Consider the following 21,867-nt stretch of genomic DNA (forward strand, 5'->3'; position numbering starts at 1 on the left):
TATTATGCTACTTTAATTCCATCTTCTGCTTTGCCAATATAATAGCCTTGTGAATAGTGAATTCCCATTGATTTTACATAATCAAATAGCTCTTGGCTTTCCACATACTCTGCTATTGTCTGGATATTTAAACTATCACATAAAAACTTTAAAGTTCCTACTAATAATTGTCTTTTTGGATTCTCGTCTAAGCCAATAATTAAAGAACCATCAATTTTTAAAAAATCAATATAATCACTTAATTTTACAATATATTCATAATTTGAATAACCACTTCCAAAGTCATCAATAGCAATTTTACAACCATGAGCTTTTGCTTTTTTTATAAAAAATAAAAAGTTTTCATAATTATTTATAGTTTCTGTTTCTACAATTTCTAAGACTAATCTATCATTAATATTATATTTTTGCATTTGTTTAAACAAGTGTTTTCTTATATCTTGACAGGAAATATCTTCTATACTTAAATTGATTGAAAAACTTACATCTTTTTTATCCTTGAAATACTCAAAAGCCTTATCTATAACTATCATTGTAAGTTTTTTATACTTTTTTATTTCTTTTGCTATATCTAAAAATTCACTTGGATAAAGTAGTTTATTATCAACTTTTAGTCTTATTAATGTCTCATATTTATCAATACAATCTTTTCGATTGTTATAAATAGCTTGAAACTGGATTATAACATTATCTGTTTCAATTGCTTTTTTAATTTGATTTACTGTTAAGATATTTTTCTTATTAATTTCAATATTCTTTTTGTTTTCATTATTAAAAATATTTATATCTATTTTTCTTGTTAAAGCATCACTTAATGCAACTTCTGCTTCTTTTAAATCTTCTATTGTATTATTAGGAGCTTCTATATTACTTATTGATATTGTTGCATTTGTTAAAACCTCAAAATTATTATTCAATACTTTAAAGGATTGATTTTCTATTGAATAATGTAAATGATCTAAAATACTAAGTAAATCTTCTTTTCTTTTAAAATCATAAGTAAAAGCAAAGCAATTTTTTGAAATTCTATATAGTTTATAAAATGAGTTTTTATATTTAAATTTACTTAAAAACAAAGAACACTCTTTGATTAACTCTTCTGCTACTTTATATCCATAAGCATCATGAATTCTATTGTAACTATCAATATGTAAAAGAATAACTATTCTTTTTTGAACTCTTTTATTTGAAGATAAGTCTTGAAATAGTTTTTCTTTATTTGGAAGAGATGTTAAACTATCTGTTATGGATTGTTTTCTAATTTTCCCTCTAAGTAAATCAGGAATACTTGCAAAATAAAATATTACAGGTAAAAATAAAACTGCTGCTATAAGTAATATGACATAGATTGATAATTGACTCTCTTCTTGTTCTATTTGTAGATTTTTAAATTTAGGTGTAAATAAAATTCTTACTTTTTGGTCTAAAATAGTACTATTTAAATCTTTAATAAAAAAATCTTTATTATTTATCGTTGTTTTTGACAAAGCCAATTTAGCTTGTTTTTCTCCAATTTCATTTTTTAATAAATACGTATCAAAATTATCACTTGTGATTCCATACTTTTTATTTGGATGTGTAATAAATCGATTTTTGTTATCAACTAAGTAGACATTGTATAGTGTACTTTTTTGTAGGTTTTGAAAAAAACTACTTAATTGGATATTTAATACTATAAAACCACTTTTTTTGCCATCTTTAGTATAAACAGATGTTGCTAGTCTTATTGTAGGTATTTTAGGCTCTATAATTTTCCCAAACTCTTTTTGTAAATTTATATCTGACATAACTATATCATTATTTTGTATATTCAGAAATTTTTGAACATATTTTCTTTTAGACTTATCTTGTAAAAGATCATCAGTTATAATTTTTGAAGTAGCTTTTAGGCTTGAATTAATATCTTTATCAACTTTTATTTTTTCTAAACCATTTTTGTTTATATATCTTAATTGAAAGCTATATTTTAAAGAATCATTTAATGTTAAAAAAAGCTCTTGTACTTCTTTTTTACTTTTAGAATAGTTTATATAATCTTGAAGAGTTTTATTTCTTGCTAAAGCATTTAAGGTATCTTTGTAGGTTTCAAAAAAATTATAAATAGATGTTTCATGACTTTTAAACTTTTCTTCAAATTTATCAGAAGATATTTTATTAACATTCATTTTGTCTTTTATTTCAAAAATATATGTAACAGCGAATATTAAAACAATTACAGTTAAAAAGTATATTATTAAATATGTTCTTTTATAATTTATTTTGTGCATTAAACCTCTTTGTTTTATTTATATTATAATATTAAATAGTATTACAAAGATGTCAAATTAAATAATTAAAATGATTTAGGTAAATTTATTGTAAACATAGCTCCTTCATACTCATTTTCAAGATATTTAAATCTAGTATTTTTTACTCTTATTTTTCCACCCATTGAGTCATTAATAATTTTATATACAACATTTAATCCTAATCCAATTCCATGAGCTTTATGTTTTGTTGTGAAATATGGCTCAAAAATTTTATTTATAAATTCTGTTTTAATTCCACCTGCATTATCTTTAATACAAATTTGAACTCTTTGATTTTCAATTTCTTTTGTCTCAATAAAAATATACTTTTGCTTATCTGTTTTTAATAAAGCTTCATTTGCATTTCTAATAATATTTACTATAGCTTGAAATAAACTATTAGGTAAATTTTCTATAACAATATTATCATCTAAATCACATATTACAGAAATATTATTTTTTGCTAGGATATAGTCTTCTGAATCAATACATTTTTTTATAGTATTTGATAAATTAAAATTCATAAGTTTTTCTTTATTTGTATAATCTCTAAAAGTTTCAATAGTATTTGATAAATCTTGTGTTGTTTTTATTATCATATTGATATTTTTTTTGAAATCCTCTTCTTTAAGAATTTTTAAATCAAGATTTAAATGCATGCCAGAAGCACACGTAGAAATCACTGATAAAGGTTGTCTCCATTGATGAGCTATATTTCCAATCATTTCACCTAAAGCAGCCATTTTACTTTGTTCAACTAATTCTAATTGTTGTTTTTCAATTTTTTCATTTAATTCAATTTCTTTTTGTAAAGCTTGATATAAATTATCATTTACTGCTTGAAGTTGTTTATTTTTGATTATAATTTCTAAATATAATTTTAACTTATTTACAAATTGATGATTATCGATAGGTTTAGTTAAATAATCAATAGCACCTATTTCAAAGCCTTTTTGCTTGAACTCTTCTTCTTTAAAAGCAGCAGTTAGAAATATAATAGGAATATTTTGCGTTTTTGGATTAGATTTAAGATATTTAGCTGTATCAAAACCATCTAAACCTGGCATTTGGATATCTAGTATTATAATATCAACGTTCGTTTTATACGTGATTTTTAAAGCATCTTCTCCACTTGGAGCTAAAAGCAAATTAATATTTTTTAAATATTCATCAATTAAGTATTGTAAAGATACTCTATTTGCTTCTACATCATCTACTACTAATACTGTTATTTCTTCTTTCATATTTTCCTCTTATATATCTTATATTTTTCATCTATTGTTATGTATTTATCATTATTATTTAAAGATTCACTCTCTCCCAAAACTAAAAAACCATAAGAATCTAAAGATTCTTTAAATAAATCAAATATTTTATTTTTTAGTTTGGTATCAAAATAAATAATCACATTACGACAAAAAATTAATTGAAATTCATTTAATTTTGAATCTAATACTAAATTATGTTTAAAAAATAGTATTTTATCTTTAATCTCTTCTTTAATCTCTACAAAGTTACTATAATCATTGAAATATTTACTAAAACTTTGATTTCCACCTGCTTTATAGTAATTTTTTAAAAAACTATTATAGTTCTCTTTAGAAAATAAGCCATTTTTTGCATTTTCTAATATTATTTCATTTAAATCTGTTGCATAAATTAAACTTCTATCTAATAATCCTAACTCTTTTAAAAATATAGCAATAGAGTAGGGCTCTTCTCCACTACTACAGCCAGCACACCAAATTTTAATATCTAAATAACTATCTAGTTTTGGTAAAATTTCATTCCTAAGTATTTTAAAAACTTCAGGGTTTCTATAGAAAGTTGTAATATTAACAGAAATATTTAAAAATAAATCTTTAAAAATACTTTTATTATTTAAAACTATTTTTTCAAACTCTTTAAAGTTTTTAGGTTTTAAATTTGAATAAAAAAGATGTATTCTTCTTTTTATATGATTATAATTATATCCTGTATAATCATAACCATACTTTATATATATTTTTTCCAAGAAACTTTCTATATCTTTTTTTTCAAAAAAATCATCATCCAAATTAAATTTAATATATTTTATTATTTCATCTAGTGATAATACTTCATCATAAAGTTTTGTTGAAATAGCATTTTCTAGCATTGCTTTTGCTTCACATTCATTAGGGTCTTCTATTAAAATAGTTGAACCATTTTGATTTAAAAGTTTTAAACTATCTGTTCCATCTGCACCATATCCACAAACTAAGATAGCTAAAAAACTATTTTTATATTCATTTGATAAAGCTTCAAAAGTAGTACTAATAGAAGGCCTTGAGAAATTTCTTTTTACTTCATCAGTTAAGAAAATAAAGTTTCCTGTAACAATTAGATGTTTTCCAGCAGGGGCTGTATAAATTGTATTTCCTTCAATTCTCATATCTGATTTTGCTTCAACTACTTTATAATTACTTGTATATTTTTGTAAAATATTACTTAAAATGCTTTTATTATCAGCTTTTTGATGCATAATAATAAATATAGAAACTTCAGATTTTGGAAGATTTTTTATTATTTCAATAAACTTTGATAAACTTCCAGCACTTCCACCAATAGCAATATATTGAAGATTTAATTTTTTTGGTTTATTGTTATAATTATCTTTAAAGGTCAAAGTAAATCCAAGATTTATTAAATATGTTTTTAAAGTTAATTCATTTGTAAAAATATCAATCTTATGAATATTTTCTTTTAATAAAAGTACTAAATTTTTTGGAATAATCTGAATATTTAAAAAGCTAATTTCTATTTTGATATAATCTTTTTTTATATAGTTTTCTAACTCTTTTAAATCTTTTTTTTCAATTTTTTGTACAATTATTTTTAAAATATCATCTTGCTCATGTGCTATTATATTCATTTATGTTTTTTCGTACTCCAAACTTTTATTAAATTCCCTAAAACATTTAAATCAATAGGTTTTGACATATAATCATCAGCTCCAAGATTAATACACTTTTCTCTATCTTCTTTCATCGCTTTTGCTGTTACTGCTATAATTGGAATATGTTTTAAAGTTTCATCTTCTCTAATTTTTTCCATTGCTTCATAACCATCCATTATTGGCATCATGATGTCCATTAAAATCAAATCAATATTATGATTTTCATGTAAAAAGTCTAAAGCTTCTTGACCATTAAAAGCTGTAAAAGTATTAGCATCAAACTCTTTTAATGCTGCATCTAAAACAAAAATATTTTTAATATCATCATCTACAATTAAAATATTTGTATCTTTTAAGTTAATAGCATCAAAAATTTCATCATTTTTTTCTTCTGGCTCTTCTTTTCTATGTAAAAATAGATTTATTTCATTTAATATTCTCTCATTTGAGTTTGCAGTTTTTATTATAATGCTATTGCTATATTCTTGAAGTTTTAGCTTATCTTCTTTTGAAATATCTTTTCCTGTATATATAATAATAGGTAGATTAGGGTGAGCATTTTTAATATATTCACAAACTTCATAACCACTTCCATCAATTAATCCTAAATCAACAACAACTGTATCATAAAGCTCTTTTTTTACTTCTTCTATTGCAGCAGCAGCTGTTTTAACTCCTTTAATATTTACACCTTCTCCAACAAGCTCTATCAAAGCTTCTCTTTGAACTTTATCATCTTCTACTATAAGTAAGTCTTTTATTTTTTTCTCTTGAAAAGAATCAATTGATGAAATAATATTATTAATATCTCCATCATAAACAGGTTTTTGTAAATAACCAATAGCTCCTAATTCTAAAGTTTCTTTATTTTTATCTTTAGATGAGATTATATGTACTGGAATATTTTTCGTTTCTGGTTTAGATTTTAATTCTTTAAGTACATCAATCCCATCTATATCTGGAAGTGTTAAATCAAGTAATACACCTTTAATATTATATTTTTTAACAAGTTCTAATCCACTTGTTCCATCATAAGCAACTAAAGCAAAATTATTATCTTTTTTAATCTCATCATAAACTATATCTGCAAATGCCATATCATCATCAATGATTAAATATGCAAAATCTTTTTCAGTCATAATATCTCTATCATCATTTGCTATTTTTGTTGATGTAGAAGAAGATTTAAGTGCTTTTGTTTTAGTCGTAGACTCAACTTTTATTTCACTTTCAAAATTAATATTTGCATTTGAAGATGTTAAGTTTGGTAATTCAATACTAAACGTACTTCCTTTACCTTCTTTTGAGCTAAGAGATATTTTCCCACCTAATAGTTTTGCTAATTCTCTTGAAATAGATAATCCAAGCCCTGTACCTCCGTATTGTCTACTTGTACCACCATCTGCTTGTGTAAAGGCTTTAAAAATATCTTCTTGTTTATTTTTAGCAATACCAATTCCTGTATCTATTACACTTATTTTAAAGTCTTTTGATTTATCTTCAGGTTCTTGTATTTTTACAGTAATTGAACCTTCACTTGTAAATTTGAAGGCATTTGAAATTAAATTTCTTAAGATTTGAAGTATTCGATCTTTATCATTTTGTATGCTACTTTGATATTCATCTACTATATTAAAATCTAAACCTTTATCTTTTGCCGTGAAATCAAAAGTATCTTTTAAATGACTTAATAAATCTTTACTTGAAAAGTTATCTACAATAACTTCCATTTTTCCAGATTCTACTTTTGATAAATCTAAAATATCATTAATAAGTCTTAATAGTTCATTTCCTGATTCAAAAATTGTTTTTGCTTTTTTTATATCATCATTTGTTAAAGTTTTTTTACTATTTTTTTGTAAAAGTGATGATAGAAGAATTATTGAATTAAGTGGTGTTCTTAATTCATGGCTCATATTTGCTAAAAATTCAGATTTATACTTTCCTGACTTTGATAATTCATCAGCTTTTTTTTCAATCTCTTTTTTTGTTTCTTCAAGTTGCTGATTTTGAAGTTTAAGATTTTGTTCAGATATCTTAAGCTGTTGTTGTTGCTCTTCCATATTTGCATTTGCTTCTTCAAGTTGCTGTTGCTGTTCTTCCATATTTGCGTTTGCTTCTTCAAGTTGAACTTGTTGTTCTTCCATTTGAGCATTTGCTTCTTGAAGTTCTAATTGTTGTTTTTCAAGTCTATCATTTGCTATTCTAGTGTTCTCTAATAATTTTTGAACCTTATTAGCCTGAATAGATGTTGAAAGTGAAATACAAATTGCTTTCGTGATATTTTCAAGAAATTGTAAAGTTTGTTTATTAAATTCATTAAAAGAGCCTAGTTCAATAACTCCAAATAATTCATTGTTATAAATTAAAGGAAATGTATATGTATTATAAGAAGCTTGTGTTATGGTACCTGTTGTAATTAAATTTGTATCTTTTTTAATATTTTTAAGTAGTATTGGCTCTTTTTGGAATGCTACTTGACCTACTACACCTTCTTTTAAAGCAAAAGAGGTTGAAAGTTCATCTCTTACAACATGAGCATAACTTGCATATTGTTGAAGCTTATTTTTGTCTTCTTCATAGAAATAAAATACACCAACACCTGCATTTATATATTTACTTATAAATTTAATTGATTCATCACTTACTTCATTAACTGATTTTAAGTTCATAAGAATTTGATTTAATTGAGTTACACCATCTTTTATCCAAACTTCAATATCATTTTTTTCAATATTTAATTTTGTTCTTTCTATACCTTTATTTACTGCTTCACTCATAATTCCAATTTCATCATTTGAATCTCTTTTTAACAGTGTTACTTCTGATGATTCTCTATTTAAAAATTTAAAAAAGTTTAAAAGTCCATTTTGGAATTCATCTAATGAACTTATAATATACTTTTGAATTACAAAGTAAAGTAAAGTTAAAACAACTAAAACTGAAATTATTGAAATAATAATTACTGTATTTCTTAATTCATTTGGTTTTTTTAAAATATCAGATAGTTTAACTTCTGAAATAACAGCCCATCTAAGCTCATCATCTATATCAAAATAAGTATAAGAGGATAATACTTCATTATCTAAATAATCTATAGCTATTTCTGTTCCACTTTCACCTCTTAAAGCTTTTTTTGAAACTTCTATATCTATTTTACCACTTTGAGGAAATCTAAAAGAGTTTTCTAGTGAGTGTGTTTTAGGAGATAAAAAACTATCACTTCTCATTAAATAATCTGAACCAACTAAATAATCTTCATGGGATTGTTCATATCCACTTCTATATTTCATAATATTTTGAATACTATTTGTATCAATTTTAAATACTAATACAGATTTAAATACTTTATTTATATATACAGGAGCAGCTATAAACATAGTAGGTTTATTATTATTTGGTTCGTATTTCTCCATATCATAAAAAACGACTCTTTTATATTTTTTAACTTTGTTCCATATTTTTGCTAAAGGAGAGTTTCTGTATTGACCATTTTCTAAATTAGTTCCATAATCATTTTTCTTTTCAAATGTATATAGTACATGTCCTAAATCAGCTGATATTACATAAATGTCATCAAAAGGGTATGTATCAGTATAATTCTTAAAAAAACTATCCCATCTAGGAAGAAGTTTATATACTTCCTCATTATTTACTGAAAGCTTACTATGTTCATCTATACCAATTTTTTCATGAATACTAATAAAATTATTAGTAATACTTTTTGTATAGCTAGTATTAGCAAGAAGATATATTTGTTTTTTGTACAAAGAAAATACGTCTTCAAGTTGTTTAATTTTAGAATCTCGCGTAGCAGTTAATTGAACATATTTTGATTCAATTAGTGTGTCTTTCATTTGTTTGATTGAAATAATACCTAGGGTTGAAGTTAAAATTAACAGAGATAAACTAATTAAAATTATTAGTTTAAGTTTGATAGAAACATTTTTCATAAATTAGCTCTTTTATTTTGTTATTATTACCATTGTAACAAAAGTTTTATAATAAACTAATGATGAAAATAAAAATTATTTTTTATTTTATAGCAAAGATAAAGTGGTATAAATTATACATCAGCTTTAATTAGATATAATCGCCACATATTAAAGATTTGGAGTTAATTTTATATGGTACAAATAGTAAATTTAAAAAAAGCATTCGGACCAAGAGTACTTTTTCAAGATATTAATCTTAAGTTAGATACGGGGAAAAGATATGGACTTATTGGTGCAAATGGTGCTGGTAAAACTACTTTTCTAAAAATTTTATCTGGTATTGAAGATGCAACAGAAGGTGAAGTACAAGTTCAAAATGGTAAAAAAGTTGGAACTTTAGAACAAAACCAATTTGCTTATGAAGAGTATTCATTATTTGACACAGTTTTATTAGGAAATAAAAGATTATATAACGCAATTAAAGAAAAAGAAGAGTTATATATGAGTCCTGAGTTTACAGATGAAGTAAACAATAGACTAGCAGAATTAGAAATTGTATGTGTTGAAGAAGATCCAACTTATGAATATGATGTAAAAATTACAAAAATTTTAGAAGATTTAGGTTTCCCTGCATCACAACACAATGATTTAATGAGTACTTTAACTGGGGGAGATAAATTTAAAGTTTTATTAGCACAAGTTTTATACCCAAAACCTGATGTTTTATTCCTTGATGAGCCTACAAATAACCTTGATATTGAAACAATTGGTTGGTTAGAGAATCAGTTACAACACCATGATGGTACAATGGTAGTTATATCTCACGATAGACACTTCTTAAATGCAGTTTGTACTCACATCTTAGATGTTGATTTTAAAAAGATTAGAGAATTTACTGGGAATTACGATGATTGGTATATTGCTTCTACAGTTTTAGCAAAACAAGCTCAAACAGATATGAATAAAAAACAAAAAGAGAAAGAAGAATTAGAAAAATTCATCGCTAGATTCTCTGCAAATGCTTCTAAAGCAAAACAAGCAACTTCAAGACAAAAACAATTAGATAAGTTAGATATGGGAGCTATTGAAATTTCTTCAAGAAGAGATCCATCAATTATCTTCAAACAAAAAAGAGAAGTTGGTAAAGAGTTATTAAGTGTTAAAGATATTTGTAAGTCTTATGATGGACATACAGTATTAAATAATGTATCATTTACTGTAGAGAAGGGTGACAAAATTGCTCTTATTGGACCAAATGGTATTGGTAAAACTACATTATGTGAAATTATTGTTAAAAATATTGAAGCTAATAGTGGAGAAATTCACTGGGGAGCTACTATTCAAAATGGTTATTTCCCACAAAATGCAACAGATTTAATTTCTGGTGATATTACATTATATGATTGGTTAAGATCATTTGATAGAGATGCTGATATTAATGAAATTAGAAACTGTTTAGGTAGAATGCTATTTAATGGTCAAGAACAAGAGAAAAAAGTTGAGTCTTGTTCAGGGGGAGAAAAACATAGAATGTGGTTATCTAAAATTATGTTAGAGCAACCAAACTTTATGGTTTTAGATGAACCTACAAACCACTTAGACCTAGAAGCTATTATTGCATTAGGAGAGGGTTTACTTGAGTATCCTGGTTCTGTAATTTGTGTATCTCACGATAGAGAGTTATTAGATGCTTATGCAAATAGAATTATTGAAATTCAAGAAGATGGATCAATTGTAGATTTTAAAGGAACTTATGAAGAATATATTGAATCAAAAGAGGCTAAAAAATAGTCTTTTTTGATTTTAAATTATATGTTATTAGATAAAAAAAGGGGATAGATTTTAAATCTATCCCCTTTTTTATTTACAGAAAATAAATATTTATTTTGCGTGTCTTGAGTCCATTCTAATTTCTCTTCTTTTTATAGCGTCATTATATCTTCTTTTATCATCTTCTGTTTGTAAATCTAATTTTGGTACTGGTGTTGGTTTACCATTTTCATCAACTGAAATCATTGTAAAGTAACATACATTTGTGTTTTTGATTGTATGATCTTTAATATCTTCTGAAATAACTTTAATTCCTATTTCCATAGAAGTTCTACCTGTATAGTTTACTGATGCATGGAAAGTAACTAGAGAACCTATTTTAATTGGATTTTTAAATAAAACCATATCAACCGATAATGTTACAGCATACATTCCTGTATATCTTGCTGCACAAGCATAAGCTACATGGTCTAACATTTTTAAAATCTCACCACCATGTACATTTTTCCCTGAAAAGTTTGCTTTATCAGGAGTCATTAACATTGTCATTGTTAATGATTTTTCTCTTTTTACTTCATCACTCATATTGTAACCTCATTGTATAATTTATTATTGTTAAATTTTGATTTATTATAAAACAAAAGCGTAGTATAAACATAGCAATTTCGTTAATTCTTTCTATAGTTTTTAAAACTATAGAAAAAAGTAACATTTTGCTATTGAAACTTTAAATTTTCTTATATCTAATCACTTGAAGTGTGAATTTATGTAACACAATTTAAGTAATTATTAAAGAAGAATCATTAAATCATTTCTTGCATTTGTTCTTCTGTGATAGTTGCTACTTTTAAATCAATAGCTTTATCGTATTTACTTCCTGCATCTTCACCATAGATTAAATAATCAGTTTTTTTAGATACAGAAGAACTCACTTTTGCACCTAAAGCTTCTAATTCTTTTTTGATAACTCCTCTTGATCTACTCATTGTTCCTGTAAGAACTACAGTTTTTCCTTTGAAGTGATTTTCAGCAATTTCTACTTTCTCTTCTACCTTTGGTTCTATAATATCAAGAAGTTTTAAAACCAATTCTTTATTTATATGCATAAACTCTACAAAAGATTTTGCCATTTGCTCACCAATACCATCAAGTGCAATTAAAGAATCAACATCAATATTTACTACATTTAATCCAAATTCTAAACAAATTTGTTTAGAAGCAACTTCTCCTATATGTTCAATACCTAAAGCATTGATAACTCTATGAAGTGCTACCCCCTTAGTGTTTTTAATTGAATTTAAAAGATTGTTGATTTTTTTCTCTTTAAATCCTTCTAAATCAGCTAAATTTTCATACTTTAATGAGTATAAATCTAAAATATCATATATTTTCTTTTCCCTTACAAGTTGCTCAACTATTTTGATTCCTAGGCCATCAATATTCATACAATTTTTTGAAGCAAAATAAATAATTGAGTTTGTAACTATACTAGGACAATCTAAGTTTTGACACTTAATTAGCGTACCTTCATCTAAAAGTTCACTATTACATTTAGGACAGTTTGTAGGTCTTTTTATCTCTTCTTGTGTTCCATCTCTTCTATCATGAAATACTTTAGTGATTTTTGGGATAATATCACCACTTTTGATAATAATAACTTCATCATTAATTCTTAAATCAAGTCTTTGTATTTCATCATAGTTATGTAAACTAGCCCTTTCAACCATACTACCATCAATATGAGTTGGTTTTACAACTGCTACAGGTGTTATAACTCCTGTTCTTCCTACTTGCTGAATAATATCTTTTATTTTTGTAGTTTTTTCAACAGCTGGAAATTTATAAGCACAAGACCATCTAGGGAATTTTACTGTATATCCAAGCTCTTGTTGTGTTTCTATATCATTTATTTTTACAACCATTCCATCAAGCATCATTTCAATACTATCTCTTTGTTTAATTATTTCATGATAAATCTCTTCTATCCCTTCAACCGTAGAAGTTATAGTTTGTAAAGGAGGTTTTACAAAACCAAGAGAATAAATATAATTCATAAGTTCACTACTTTTAGTAAAACCTAAAGAGTTCTCTCCAACACCCCATACATTAAAAAATAGTTTTCTTTGGGCAGTAATACTTGGGTCTAATTGTCTTAAGCTTCCAGAAGCAGCGTTTCTTGGATTAGCAAAAGGGGCTTCTTGATTTTTAAGTCTTAATTCATTTATTTTTTCAAAGTCTGCTTTTTTAATTACAATCTCACCTCTTACTTCAAGAAGTGATTTTTCTTCTATTTGAAGTGGAATAGAGTGAATTGTTTTAACATTATTAGTAACATCTTCTCCAATACTTCCATCACCTCTTGTAATAGCTTGTTTTAAAAATCCATTTTCATAAATAAGGTTTAAACTAGCCCCATCAAATTTTGGCTCACAATAAAACTCTAAATTCGTATTTACTTTTTTTGCTCTATTTATCCAGTCTTCTAACTCTTTTGTGTTAAATACGTCTTCTTGTGACCACATTCTTGTCAAATGTTTTGCTTTTTCAAAACCTTCTAAAACCATACCTCCAACTCTTTTATTTGGTGAATTTGGATGGGATAATTTAGGGTTTTCTTGTTCAAAAGCTAGACAAAGTCTTGATAACTTATCATATTCTTCATCTGTTGCGATTGGATTATCTTCTACATAATAAGCATAAGCCCATTTTATAAGTTTTTCAATATTTAAATCATATTCATTTTTAGTCATTATATCTCTTTGAAAATTTTTTTGTATTTTACCTAAAAAATATTTATTTAAAAGTTATTAGTTAAAATAATACAAATATTTACCAAAGCTTTATACTAAAATAGATATGATTATTATTAATGCTTATAAAATCATAAATAATGGGATTATTGATGGAAACTATAAATAATATAACTTTTTATAAACAGTTATTTGAAAAGCTACAAGTAAGTATTTTAGTTATTGATATTGATACAAATAAAATAGTTGAAATCAATGAAAAAGCAAAGAAACTATTAAATTTAAACAATACAAACTTCAATGAAACGCATTATCTTGAAGTCTTTCACAAAGATACTCAAATAGATATAAAAGCCTCTTTTGAAAGTGCTATAAAAAAACTTTTAACAGATAAGAAAGTTAAAGATTTAGAATATGTTGTATTAAATAAAAATAATAAAATGACTCCAATTGAAATAGTATTTAATTTAATTAAATCAGAAAATAAAAATTATTTAATATTAATGTTAAAAGACTTAACACTACGAAAACAAAGAGAAAAGTTAATTGGTTATTACAATAAAGCTTTAGAAAAGTCTTCAAGTTTTTTAGCTTTAGTTGATAAAGATTATAGATATTTACAAGTAAATGATTACTATTCAAAATTTTTTGGTATAAAAAAAGAAGATTTTGTTGGTAAAAAAATGTCATTTGTATTTGGGAAAGAGTACTTTAATAATATTGTAAAAGAAAAATTTGATAAGGCTTTAGAAGGTGAAGCAATACAGTTTAATACAAATGTTAAGCTAAATGAAAAAGAACATTATTTACAAGTATTTTATGAACCTTATTATAATAACAATATTGTTGAGAGCGTTGTTGTTCATGTTTATGATTTGACAAAATTTAAAGAGTATGAAGATGATAATCTTCAAAAAGAAAAACTTTTAATTCAACAATCAAAAATGGCAGCTATGGGAGAAATGCTTGAAAATATTGCTCATCAATGGAGACAACCTTTAAGTGTCATTTCTACTTGTACAAGTGGAATAACACTTCAAAAAGAGTTTAATACTTTAACTGATGAGATACTAGATGAATCCCTTCAAAAAATAATGAATACAACTAGTTATTTGTCTAATACTATAGATGATTTTAAAAACTTTTTTGAAAGAGATAAAGAAAAATCTGTTTTTAATGTCTCTTCTTTAATAAATAAAACCATAGACTTAATAGAAATGAGTTTAAGTAGTAGTGACATAGAAATTTTTAGACAAGTTGATGATACTATTACTATAGAAAATTATAAAAATGAATTTATGCAAGTTTTACTTAATATAATTAATAATGCAAAAGATGCCTTGATTTTAAATAAAGAAATGCAAAATGAAAGAAAAATAATAAAAATAGCTTTATATAAAAATGATGATAAAGTAGTATTAGATATAGTTGATAATGCAGGTGGTATACCTCAAAATATTCAAGAAAAAATATTTGAACCATACTTTACAACAAAACATCAAAGTCAAGGTACAGGAATAGGGTTGTTTATGACAAGAGAAATTATTACTAAGCACATGGAAGGTGAAATTATAGTAAAAAATCTTGATTTTGACTTTGAAAAAAAGAGTTATTACGGTGCCTTATTTAGAATTGTGATATAACTTGCTACAATTAAGTTTAGGAGAATAAATGAGTTATCTTGATATATGTATATTAGGCTGGAATTTAAATGCCTTAATGTTTTTAATTAATTTTGTTATGGCTATAAAAGTTATTAGTAGTCAAAACAGTGATAAATTACAAGAGGAAAGTTTAATATTAAAAGATTTAAAAGAACAAATGGATAAATACTATCCATACAGAACACAATCTACGATTATCACTTACATAGTGCCTTTTACAGCATTTTTTAGAATGTCACTTAGATTTATAGAAATGTTTTTCTTTTTTCAAAAAAATCAAAATTCAAAAATGTTTGATTACATGGTATATAAATATATGACAGAAATAAATAAGGCTAAAAATAAATCATAATTTATGAAAACAAATATCAAAATACAATTTGAGAGTTTTTATAATACTCCTGATTTATTTTCAAAGCTAGAAAACATAGAGCAATTCATCTTTGAAGAGATATCTTACAAAGATAAGAATTATGCAGATTTTGAGATTATACAGAAGCTTCCTTTAGGAAAAAGAGTTGAATATTTTTTTGAAGAGTATATAAAACATTCAAGTCGTTATAACCTAATACACAAGAATATCCAAGTAATTGAAGATAAAAATACTTTAGGTGAAATAGACTTTATTTTATTTGATAAAGTTAAAAATTCTTTTTTACATGCAGAGCTTGTATATAAATTTTATTTGTATGATGAAAACTTTGAAAAAGAAATAGATAGATATATAGGCCCTAATAGAGATGATAGTTTAGTTAAAAAATTAAATAAGTTAAAAACAAAACAATTTCCATTACTTTTTAAAGAAAAAACAATGGAAATGCTTTATGATATAGATTTAAAAAATATTTATCAAAATACTTGCTTTAAAGCAAATATCTTTTTACCTTATAAAAAACATGTAGATGTTTCTTTGATTAACAAAGCTTGTATAAAAGGTTTTTATATAAATATTGAGGATTTTAAAAAGCAAGAGAATTTTAAAAAGTACAAATATTTTTTACCACATAGATATGATTGGATTGTATCAGCTAAAATAAATAAAACTTGGAAAGCTTATGAGGAAATACAAGAAGAAATTCAAATCTTTTTAGATTTGAAAAAATCTCCTTTAGTTTGGTTAAAAAAAGATGATAGATATGAAGAGTTTTTTATCACTTGGTGGTAAAACTATTTATAAACTTCATCAACTATTTTTTTTACAACTTCATATACATTTTCTACTGATTTTATTGATACTTGTTCTTTTCTTGAATGAGGAAAGTTAATAGTAGGGCCAATAGAAGCTACTTTTAAATGTGGGTATTTATCTTTAAAAATTGCACATTCTAAACCTGCATGAATAGCTTCAAGGGAAGCTTTTGGCTGAATAGTTTGATAAATATCTAAAACTTTTGAAGTAAATTCGTTAATATCAGGTTTCCATGCTGGATATTTTCCATCAGTAGTTACACTAAATCCATGCTCATTTAAAATATTTATAGTTTCTTCTTTTATTGCTGCTAACTCATTGTTTGCCATTGATCTTGCACTAAATTCTATTTTGATACTATCTAATGTAGTTGAAATAATTGCTATATTTATAGAATTTTGAACAACTTTTAATTCTTCGTTTGTTGAGATAACACCTTGTTTAAAGTCATATATAAAATCAATAATTTTATCATCAAATACGCTTAAATGTTCACTTTGAGCATCTATTTTTGTGATTTTCATATTTTCATGACTTGCTTTGGGTTCTTCTTTACAAGCTATAATTGCTTTTGCATTTACTGGAATTGAGTTGATTCTTTCTCCACCATTAAAATCTAAAAGTTTTCCATTGGCTTCTTTGATTGTTTGTGCTACTAGTTTTATTGCATTTGGTATATTCTTATCTATATCAACTCCACTATGCCCACCTTGTAATTTGCCTATTGTAATCTCATATAAATCTAAATTTTCTGTATTTGGGATAATTTTTTTATTTGAATTAATAGCAAAAATATCAACTCCTCCAGCACAACCTATACAAACTTCACCTTCTTCCTCGCTATCAAGATTAAGCATATAAGGGGCATTTATTTCAAGCTCTAAATTATTTGCACCAATAAGTCCTATCTCTTCATCTGATGTAAATAAATACTCAGCATCAACTCCTTCATACATAAGATTTATCATGTATGAACATCCAATACCATTATCACTACCAAGTGTAGAGTTTTTAGCACTTAAAATATCATCATTTTGTATTATTTGTGGAACGCAGTTATCTTCTAAACATACAATATCGTAGTGTGATTGAAATACGATTTTTGCTTGAGAAGAGGATTTTTTACATAAAATATTATTGTATTTATCTACAAGACACTCAAAACCTAAGTTTTGAGATAAGTTTTTCATATAGTTTATAAATGGTTCATGAGTTTTTGAACATCTTGGGATTGCAGTAATTTCTTTAAATATATCTATAACTTTACTCATTTTATACCTTCAAAATTTTTAAAGGATTATAACAAATAAACTCTTATTTAATACATCTAACTCCATATTTATCAGCTTTATAATACCAAGTATCTCTACCCTCCATAAAGTAAAAAGGATAAGCTGCATGTTTATTATTTTTTACTTCATCTCTAGTCCAATAAGACACAGATAAGTCAAAACCTTTTATATCAGAAGCTTTATTATTTTCAAGCCAAAGTTTTATAAATAGTTTTTTTGAAGGAAGTTTCGCATTTCTTTCTTTACAATAAGTCATAGCATCATGCCAATTCATTCTTTCTTGAGCTTCTTCTAGCCAAATAGTACTAGAAAAAGCTATATTAGGTATTAAAAAAATGAAAATAAGTATTTTAATAAATTTCATTACTTGCCTTTATTTAAGATACACCATTATCTTTTAAATATTTTTGCCAATCTTTAGTTGTATATTTACCTTCATGTAAACCTTTAATAAATTTCATAAAAGTTATCATCTGGGCAGGATGAGCATATCCAGGTAATTGGAAAATTCTATTCCAATTTTTATCAAACATTACTATATTTGGAGTTGCTTTTGCTCTAAAAGCCATTCTTAAAGTTGTTGTAGACTCTTTTTTCTTTGTTTTTCCTACTATAAAGTTTTCTTCTTTATCTTGGTTTATTAAATAAATATTAAACTCTTTTGCTAGTTTGGCCATTTCTTTATTTTCTTTAAAATCTTTTTTTAAAACTTCACAATATGGACAAGATGAACTTTCAAAAATAAACATTACAGCTTTACCTTGAGCAACTAACCTCGTATCAGTTTTTAAAACATTATTGGCAAAAGCCAAAGATGAAAGTAGGGTAATTGTTATTAATAGTTTCTTTATCATTTTATGACTCTTTCTTTTTTACATTAATACCATTTGCTATATAATGGTCTCTTAAAGCTTCATATACTTCACCATTTTTTCTATCTTTGCCTTCCCATTTTTTACTTTCCATAAATTTAATTGTCTCTACAAACTGTTGTGCTGGCATATAACCAGGTACAACAATAACAGCTTTACCTTTTTTATCAGCAAAAATTAAAGTTGGAGTTGATGTAACACCATAAATAGAAATCATAGTCTTAGTATCTACATCCATATAATCACCTTCATGGAAAAGTTTTACTCTTTTATTTTCATGGGCTTTTAAATAAAATGCTGATAATTTATTTGTAATCATATCTGATAATTCAGGAGTATTTTTGATATCTGCTTTTAATCTATCAGAATAAGGATCTGTGTTTGTTCCAAATACAATTAGCATATATTTACCTTGGGGTCCTATTTTAGCTATATCCTTAAATACTTTATTCACCACTTCGTCGTTTTTTGTATAAACTACTTTTGGCTCTTCTTTTACCTGTACTTTTATATCTTCACTTGTATCTTCTTTAACAACTTCTGCTTTAGACTTAGACTCACTACACCCACTAAATAAAATAGCAGTTGCTATTAATGAAGTGATGATTGTTTTATTCAAAAATTTAATTTTCATGTTAATCCCTTCCTTATAAATAATCAAACTTATAATAATTAAATTCTAATTATCATAAGTTAAACTATTAAGAAGAAAAGAGAATAAATTCTCTTTTCTTCATTTAATATTACTATTTTGTAGCTTTAGCAGCTTTTTTAGCAATTTCGTGCATTTTTTTAATATGTTCATTCATATCAAGTTTTTTATCTGTATTTAATTTCCCCCAAATTTCATCATTTGACATATTTTGGTGACATCCCATACATAAACCTGTTTTTTCCATTCTTTCTCTCATCCCTTGATCAAGTGGTCTTGAGTCAGGCCAGTGAGTACCAACAGTTTGAAGTTGTTTTCCATCTCTAGTTACAATTTGTGACCAATCATAATCCATACCTGGAATACCTTTCATTTGAACTGTTTTATTTTTAGGAACATATTTACCTGTTCTTAAATCTTGAAGATCCATATATAAATCTTCCCCTTGTTTTTGTAAGAATTGACCATCTTGAATACCATAACCTAAAGCTTTAGGGTTTGAATGACAAGATTCACAAGATCTTGCTTTTCTTCCTGATGTATGTGGTTGAACAGGTGACATATCTGTACCTGCAACATTTTGCCCATTGTCATCAACTCTTGCTTGTTTATTTAAAATCAATGTTTTTCCATCTGGCCCAATTACTGTAAATGTAACTTGACATCCAGGAATTACAGGAGTTACTAAGTTTTCACCATTAATACCTAAAATTGGATCTTCCCATCTTAAGTATGATCTAGTTTCACTTGGTTTACCAAATAGTTTTTTACCCTTTGTACCTAAAATTGATTCTGATGTCTCACCATTTTTAAAGTTTGATGAACCAGAAGCAATCCAGTCAATTTGTGATTTACCAGGTGTATAGTCAACTTTAACATGACATCCATAACATTGTGGTGCCCAATCAGAGTGACAAGAATAACACTCTAAATTTTCCATGTGAGCTTTAATTTCTCCCATAGCTACGTGTGCATCTTTTGATTTATATGTATTAGTTTTTGCTTTATATTTTAATAATGGCACTTCTAAATCTTTTCCTGATGCTAAATGTACAATTACTTTTTCTTTGTTTTCAACTTTTACAACATTTCCTAAAGGGTTACCTCTTGTAGATAATAAATATCCACCTTGTTTATCATAAACAGTACCTTGTGTCATCCAATATGGTAATTCCTCAGCCATACCTCTTGCTTTATTGGAAGTTTTGATTTTAAAGTTTTCACCAAAACCAATTTTTAATTCCCAAGGATATTTATCGTTTGTACCATGACAATCTGAACACTCAATTTCTACTTGCCCTAAAGTAGTACCAAATAGTGTTCCATCACCGTGCATATCAACAGATGTATGACAATCTTGACAAGTCATACCAGCTTCAAAGTGTAAATCTTCTTTGATATGTTTATATCTTTTACCATGATGTTTAGATTGAGATTTACCACCTACATTAAGTGGAGAACCATAAGGTTGTTCCATTAAACCAACATAAGAAACACCGATTCTTTTCCCTCTATTATGACATGAGTTACAAGTTTCAGGGTGAATACCACTAAATTCCATACCAGATGGAGTTTTTACTTTAGCTTCTCTTGTTCCTTGAATCATGTGAACTAATAAATGTCCATTTTCTTTTTTATTGATTGTTGGGTCTTTACCTTCATAAATACCTTCATTTCCATAAGGAATATGACAGGCACTACATCCCATACCTCTCCAATCTCCTCTACCTTTTCTACCTCTAACTCCAATATGACATCTTTGACAATCAGATCTTTGGTAAGTAATAGAAGCCATTGCAGCTATTTCATCTTCAGATTTTCCAGCAAAATCCTCAGGTCCACTTGGAGGTAATGGTAATTGTTTTAATTCTGTTGGGAATTGATTTGGATATTTATCAATCATTTTAATCATATAGTCTTTATAGACTTTTGTTCCCCAAGCAGGTGTTTTACCATCTTTATCTTTTACATCATAGTTTGCGTATTGAACTTTTTTTGTATTATATGTTCCCCAAGAGTGCATATTACCTTGAATTTTTCCTGCTTCTGTCATCATTAATGACTTCATAGTATTTTCAACAGTATCAGCATGACATATACCACATGTTTTATCAGCAATCCACATAGAACCTGGATCTCTAACAAATTCAGCTAATCCACCTGCATGAGCAGCAGGAGCACCTTTGTGAGCACCTTTTACAGTTCCATCTTCTGGATTACCACCATGACAAACTACACAACCAGCACTATCTCCAAGACCTTGTCCCATTGCAATAATTTGTTGCATCATGTCTGATTTTGTATCTCTAATAGATTCAATGCCTTTATGACATTTAATACAAGAATCCCCGCCAGACACAGGTTCCATTTCCATCATGCCTTTAGAGTGTTCAGCTCCAAAAACAGTTGAAAATGAAAACATAGAAGCAAATATTGCAATCAAAGCAAATTTAGATACTAAGCTTTTCATCTCATCTCCTTTAAATTATTGAGCATAAAACTCAATTATTTAAAATCTTAACCAACAAAAGTGCTTCT

The 21,867-nt window shown here is 26.1% G+C and carries 15 protein-coding genes; 4 read left to right on the forward strand and 11 right to left on the reverse strand.

What is annotated here, in order from left to right; genetic code table 11:
* Positions 1-2 precede the first annotated feature (2 nt).
* From ACH5BK_RS01215 to ACH5BK_RS01230, 4 genes are all read right to left on the reverse strand, one after another.
* Positions 3-2,267 carry an EAL domain-containing protein gene (locus ACH5BK_RS01215; protein ID WP_404303957.1) on the reverse strand — a complete coding sequence of 755 codons (2,265 nt, stop codon included), beginning with the start codon at positions 2,265-2,267 and terminating at the stop codon, positions 3-5.
* A gap of 65 nt (positions 2,268-2,332) precedes the next feature.
* Positions 2,333-3,532, reverse strand: coding sequence for a response regulator (locus ACH5BK_RS01220; protein WP_404303959.1), 1,200 nt, complete (start codon positions 3,530-3,532; stop codon positions 2,333-2,335).
* On the reverse strand, positions 3,529-5,181 hold the full coding sequence (locus ACH5BK_RS01225; protein WP_404303961.1) for a CheR family methyltransferase: 1,653 nt from the start codon (positions 5,179-5,181) through the stop codon (positions 3,529-3,531). The genes ACH5BK_RS01220 and ACH5BK_RS01225 overlap by 4 nt, the downstream gene beginning before the upstream one ends.
* A complete protein-coding gene (locus ACH5BK_RS01230; protein WP_404303962.1) occupies positions 5,178-9,158 on the reverse strand; it encodes a response regulator in 3,981 nt (1,326 codons plus the stop codon). The genes ACH5BK_RS01225 and ACH5BK_RS01230 overlap by 4 nt, the downstream gene beginning before the upstream one ends.
* A gap of 174 nt (positions 9,159-9,332) precedes the next feature.
* On the opposite strand from ACH5BK_RS01230, the gene ACH5BK_RS01235 reads away from it, so the two are divergent.
* A complete protein-coding gene (locus ACH5BK_RS01235) occupies positions 9,333-10,931 on the forward strand; it encodes an ABC-F family ATP-binding cassette domain-containing protein (protein ID WP_404303963.1) in 1,599 nt (532 codons plus the stop codon).
* Positions 10,932-11,021: 90 nt separating this feature from the next.
* On the opposite strand, the gene ACH5BK_RS01240 is transcribed toward ACH5BK_RS01235, so the two are convergent.
* Positions 11,022-11,495 (reverse strand): acyl-CoA thioesterase, encoded by a 474-nt coding sequence (locus ACH5BK_RS01240; RefSeq protein WP_404303965.1) that lies wholly within the window; start codon positions 11,493-11,495, stop codon positions 11,022-11,024.
* A gap of 218 nt (positions 11,496-11,713) precedes the next feature.
* Positions 11,714-13,660 (reverse strand): NAD-dependent DNA ligase LigA, encoded by a 1,947-nt coding sequence (gene ligA / locus ACH5BK_RS01245; RefSeq protein WP_404303967.1) that lies wholly within the window; start codon positions 13,658-13,660, stop codon positions 11,714-11,716.
* Positions 13,661-13,812: 152 nt separating this feature from the next.
* Between ligA and ACH5BK_RS01250 the strand changes: the two genes are divergently transcribed.
* From ACH5BK_RS01250 to ACH5BK_RS01260, 3 genes are read left to right on the forward strand one after another with little or no spacing between them, the layout of a single operon-like run.
* Entirely contained in the window at positions 13,813-15,303 is a 1,491-nt protein-coding gene (locus ACH5BK_RS01250) for a PAS domain S-box protein (protein ID WP_404303969.1), read from the forward strand.
* Positions 15,304-15,331: 28 nt separating this feature from the next.
* Positions 15,332-15,676, forward strand: a complete 345-nt coding sequence (locus ACH5BK_RS01255; RefSeq protein ID WP_404303970.1) for a hypothetical protein — start codon at positions 15,332-15,334, stop codon at positions 15,674-15,676.
* 3 nt (positions 15,677-15,679) lie between these two features.
* Complete coding sequence (locus ACH5BK_RS01260; protein WP_404303972.1) at positions 15,680-16,489, forward strand: DUF1853 family protein; 810 nt, start codon at positions 15,680-15,682, stop codon at positions 16,487-16,489.
* A gap of 2 nt (positions 16,490-16,491) precedes the next feature.
* Here the strand turns inward: ACH5BK_RS01260 and ACH5BK_RS01265 are convergent, their stop codons facing one another.
* The 5 genes from ACH5BK_RS01265 to ACH5BK_RS01285 form a co-directional block, all read right to left on the reverse strand.
* The gene (locus ACH5BK_RS01265; protein WP_404303973.1) at positions 16,492-17,784 is read right to left on the reverse strand and encodes an aminoacyl-histidine dipeptidase; all 1,293 of its coding nucleotides are present in this window, start codon (positions 17,782-17,784) and stop codon (positions 16,492-16,494) included.
* 43 nt (positions 17,785-17,827) lie between these two features.
* Positions 17,828-18,169, reverse strand: a complete 342-nt coding sequence (locus tag ACH5BK_RS01270; protein ID WP_404303974.1) for a hypothetical protein — start codon at positions 18,167-18,169, stop codon at positions 17,828-17,830.
* A gap of 13 nt (positions 18,170-18,182) precedes the next feature.
* Positions 18,183-18,659 carry a thioredoxin family protein gene (locus tag ACH5BK_RS01275; RefSeq protein ID WP_404303975.1) on the reverse strand — a complete coding sequence of 159 codons (477 nt, stop codon included), beginning with the start codon at positions 18,657-18,659 and terminating at the stop codon, positions 18,183-18,185.
* 1 nt (position 18,660) lies between these two features.
* Positions 18,661-19,311 carry a thioredoxin family protein gene (locus tag ACH5BK_RS01280; RefSeq protein WP_404303977.1) on the reverse strand — a complete coding sequence of 217 codons (651 nt, stop codon included), beginning with the start codon at positions 19,309-19,311 and terminating at the stop codon, positions 18,661-18,663.
* Positions 19,312-19,423: 112 nt separating this feature from the next.
* Complete coding sequence (locus ACH5BK_RS01285; protein ID WP_404303979.1) at positions 19,424-21,799, reverse strand: cytochrome C; 2,376 nt, start codon at positions 21,797-21,799, stop codon at positions 19,424-19,426.
* Between the last annotated feature and the right edge of the window lie 68 nt (positions 21,800-21,867).

Origin of the sequence: Arcobacter sp. YIC-80, from assembly GCF_044841725.1 — a bacterium.
GTDB lineage: Bacteria > Campylobacterota > Campylobacteria > Campylobacterales > Arcobacteraceae > Arcobacter_B.

Coding starts and splice junctions, on each gene's coding strand:
- ACH5BK_RS01215 (WP_404303957.1), bottom strand. CDS start 2,267: ATGCACAAAATAAATTATAAAAGAACATATTTAATAATATACTTTTTA.
- ACH5BK_RS01220 (WP_404303959.1), bottom strand. CDS start 3,532: ATGAAAGAAGAAATAACAGTATTAGTAGTAGATGATGTAGAAGCAAAT.
- ACH5BK_RS01225 (WP_404303961.1), bottom strand. CDS start 5,181: ATGAATATAATAGCACATGAGCAAGATGATATTTTAAAAATAATTGTA.
- ACH5BK_RS01230 (WP_404303962.1), bottom strand. CDS start 9,158: ATGAAAAATGTTTCTATCAAACTTAAACTAATAATTTTAATTAGTTTA.
- ACH5BK_RS01235 (WP_404303963.1), top strand. CDS start 9,333: ATGGTACAAATAGTAAATTTAAAAAAAGCATTCGGACCAAGAGTACTT.
- ACH5BK_RS01240 (WP_404303965.1), bottom strand. CDS start 11,495: ATGAGTGATGAAGTAAAAAGAGAAAAATCATTAACAATGACAATGTTA.
- ligA (WP_404303967.1), bottom strand. CDS start 13,660: ATGACTAAAAATGAATATGATTTAAATATTGAAAAACTTATAAAATGG.
- ACH5BK_RS01250 (WP_404303969.1), top strand. CDS start 13,813: ATGGAAACTATAAATAATATAACTTTTTATAAACAGTTATTTGAAAAG.
- ACH5BK_RS01255 (WP_404303970.1), top strand. CDS start 15,332: ATGAGTTATCTTGATATATGTATATTAGGCTGGAATTTAAATGCCTTA.
- ACH5BK_RS01260 (WP_404303972.1), top strand. CDS start 15,680: ATGAAAACAAATATCAAAATACAATTTGAGAGTTTTTATAATACTCCT.
- ACH5BK_RS01265 (WP_404303973.1), bottom strand. CDS start 17,784: ATGAGTAAAGTTATAGATATATTTAAAGAAATTACTGCAATCCCAAGA.
- ACH5BK_RS01270 (WP_404303974.1), bottom strand. CDS start 18,169: ATGAAATTTATTAAAATACTTATTTTCATTTTTTTAATACCTAATATA.
- ACH5BK_RS01275 (WP_404303975.1), bottom strand. CDS start 18,659: ATGATAAAGAAACTATTAATAACAATTACCCTACTTTCATCTTTGGCT.
- ACH5BK_RS01280 (WP_404303977.1), bottom strand. CDS start 19,311: ATGAAAATTAAATTTTTGAATAAAACAATCATCACTTCATTAATAGCA.
- ACH5BK_RS01285 (WP_404303979.1), bottom strand. CDS start 21,799: ATGAAAAGCTTAGTATCTAAATTTGCTTTGATTGCAATATTTGCTTCT.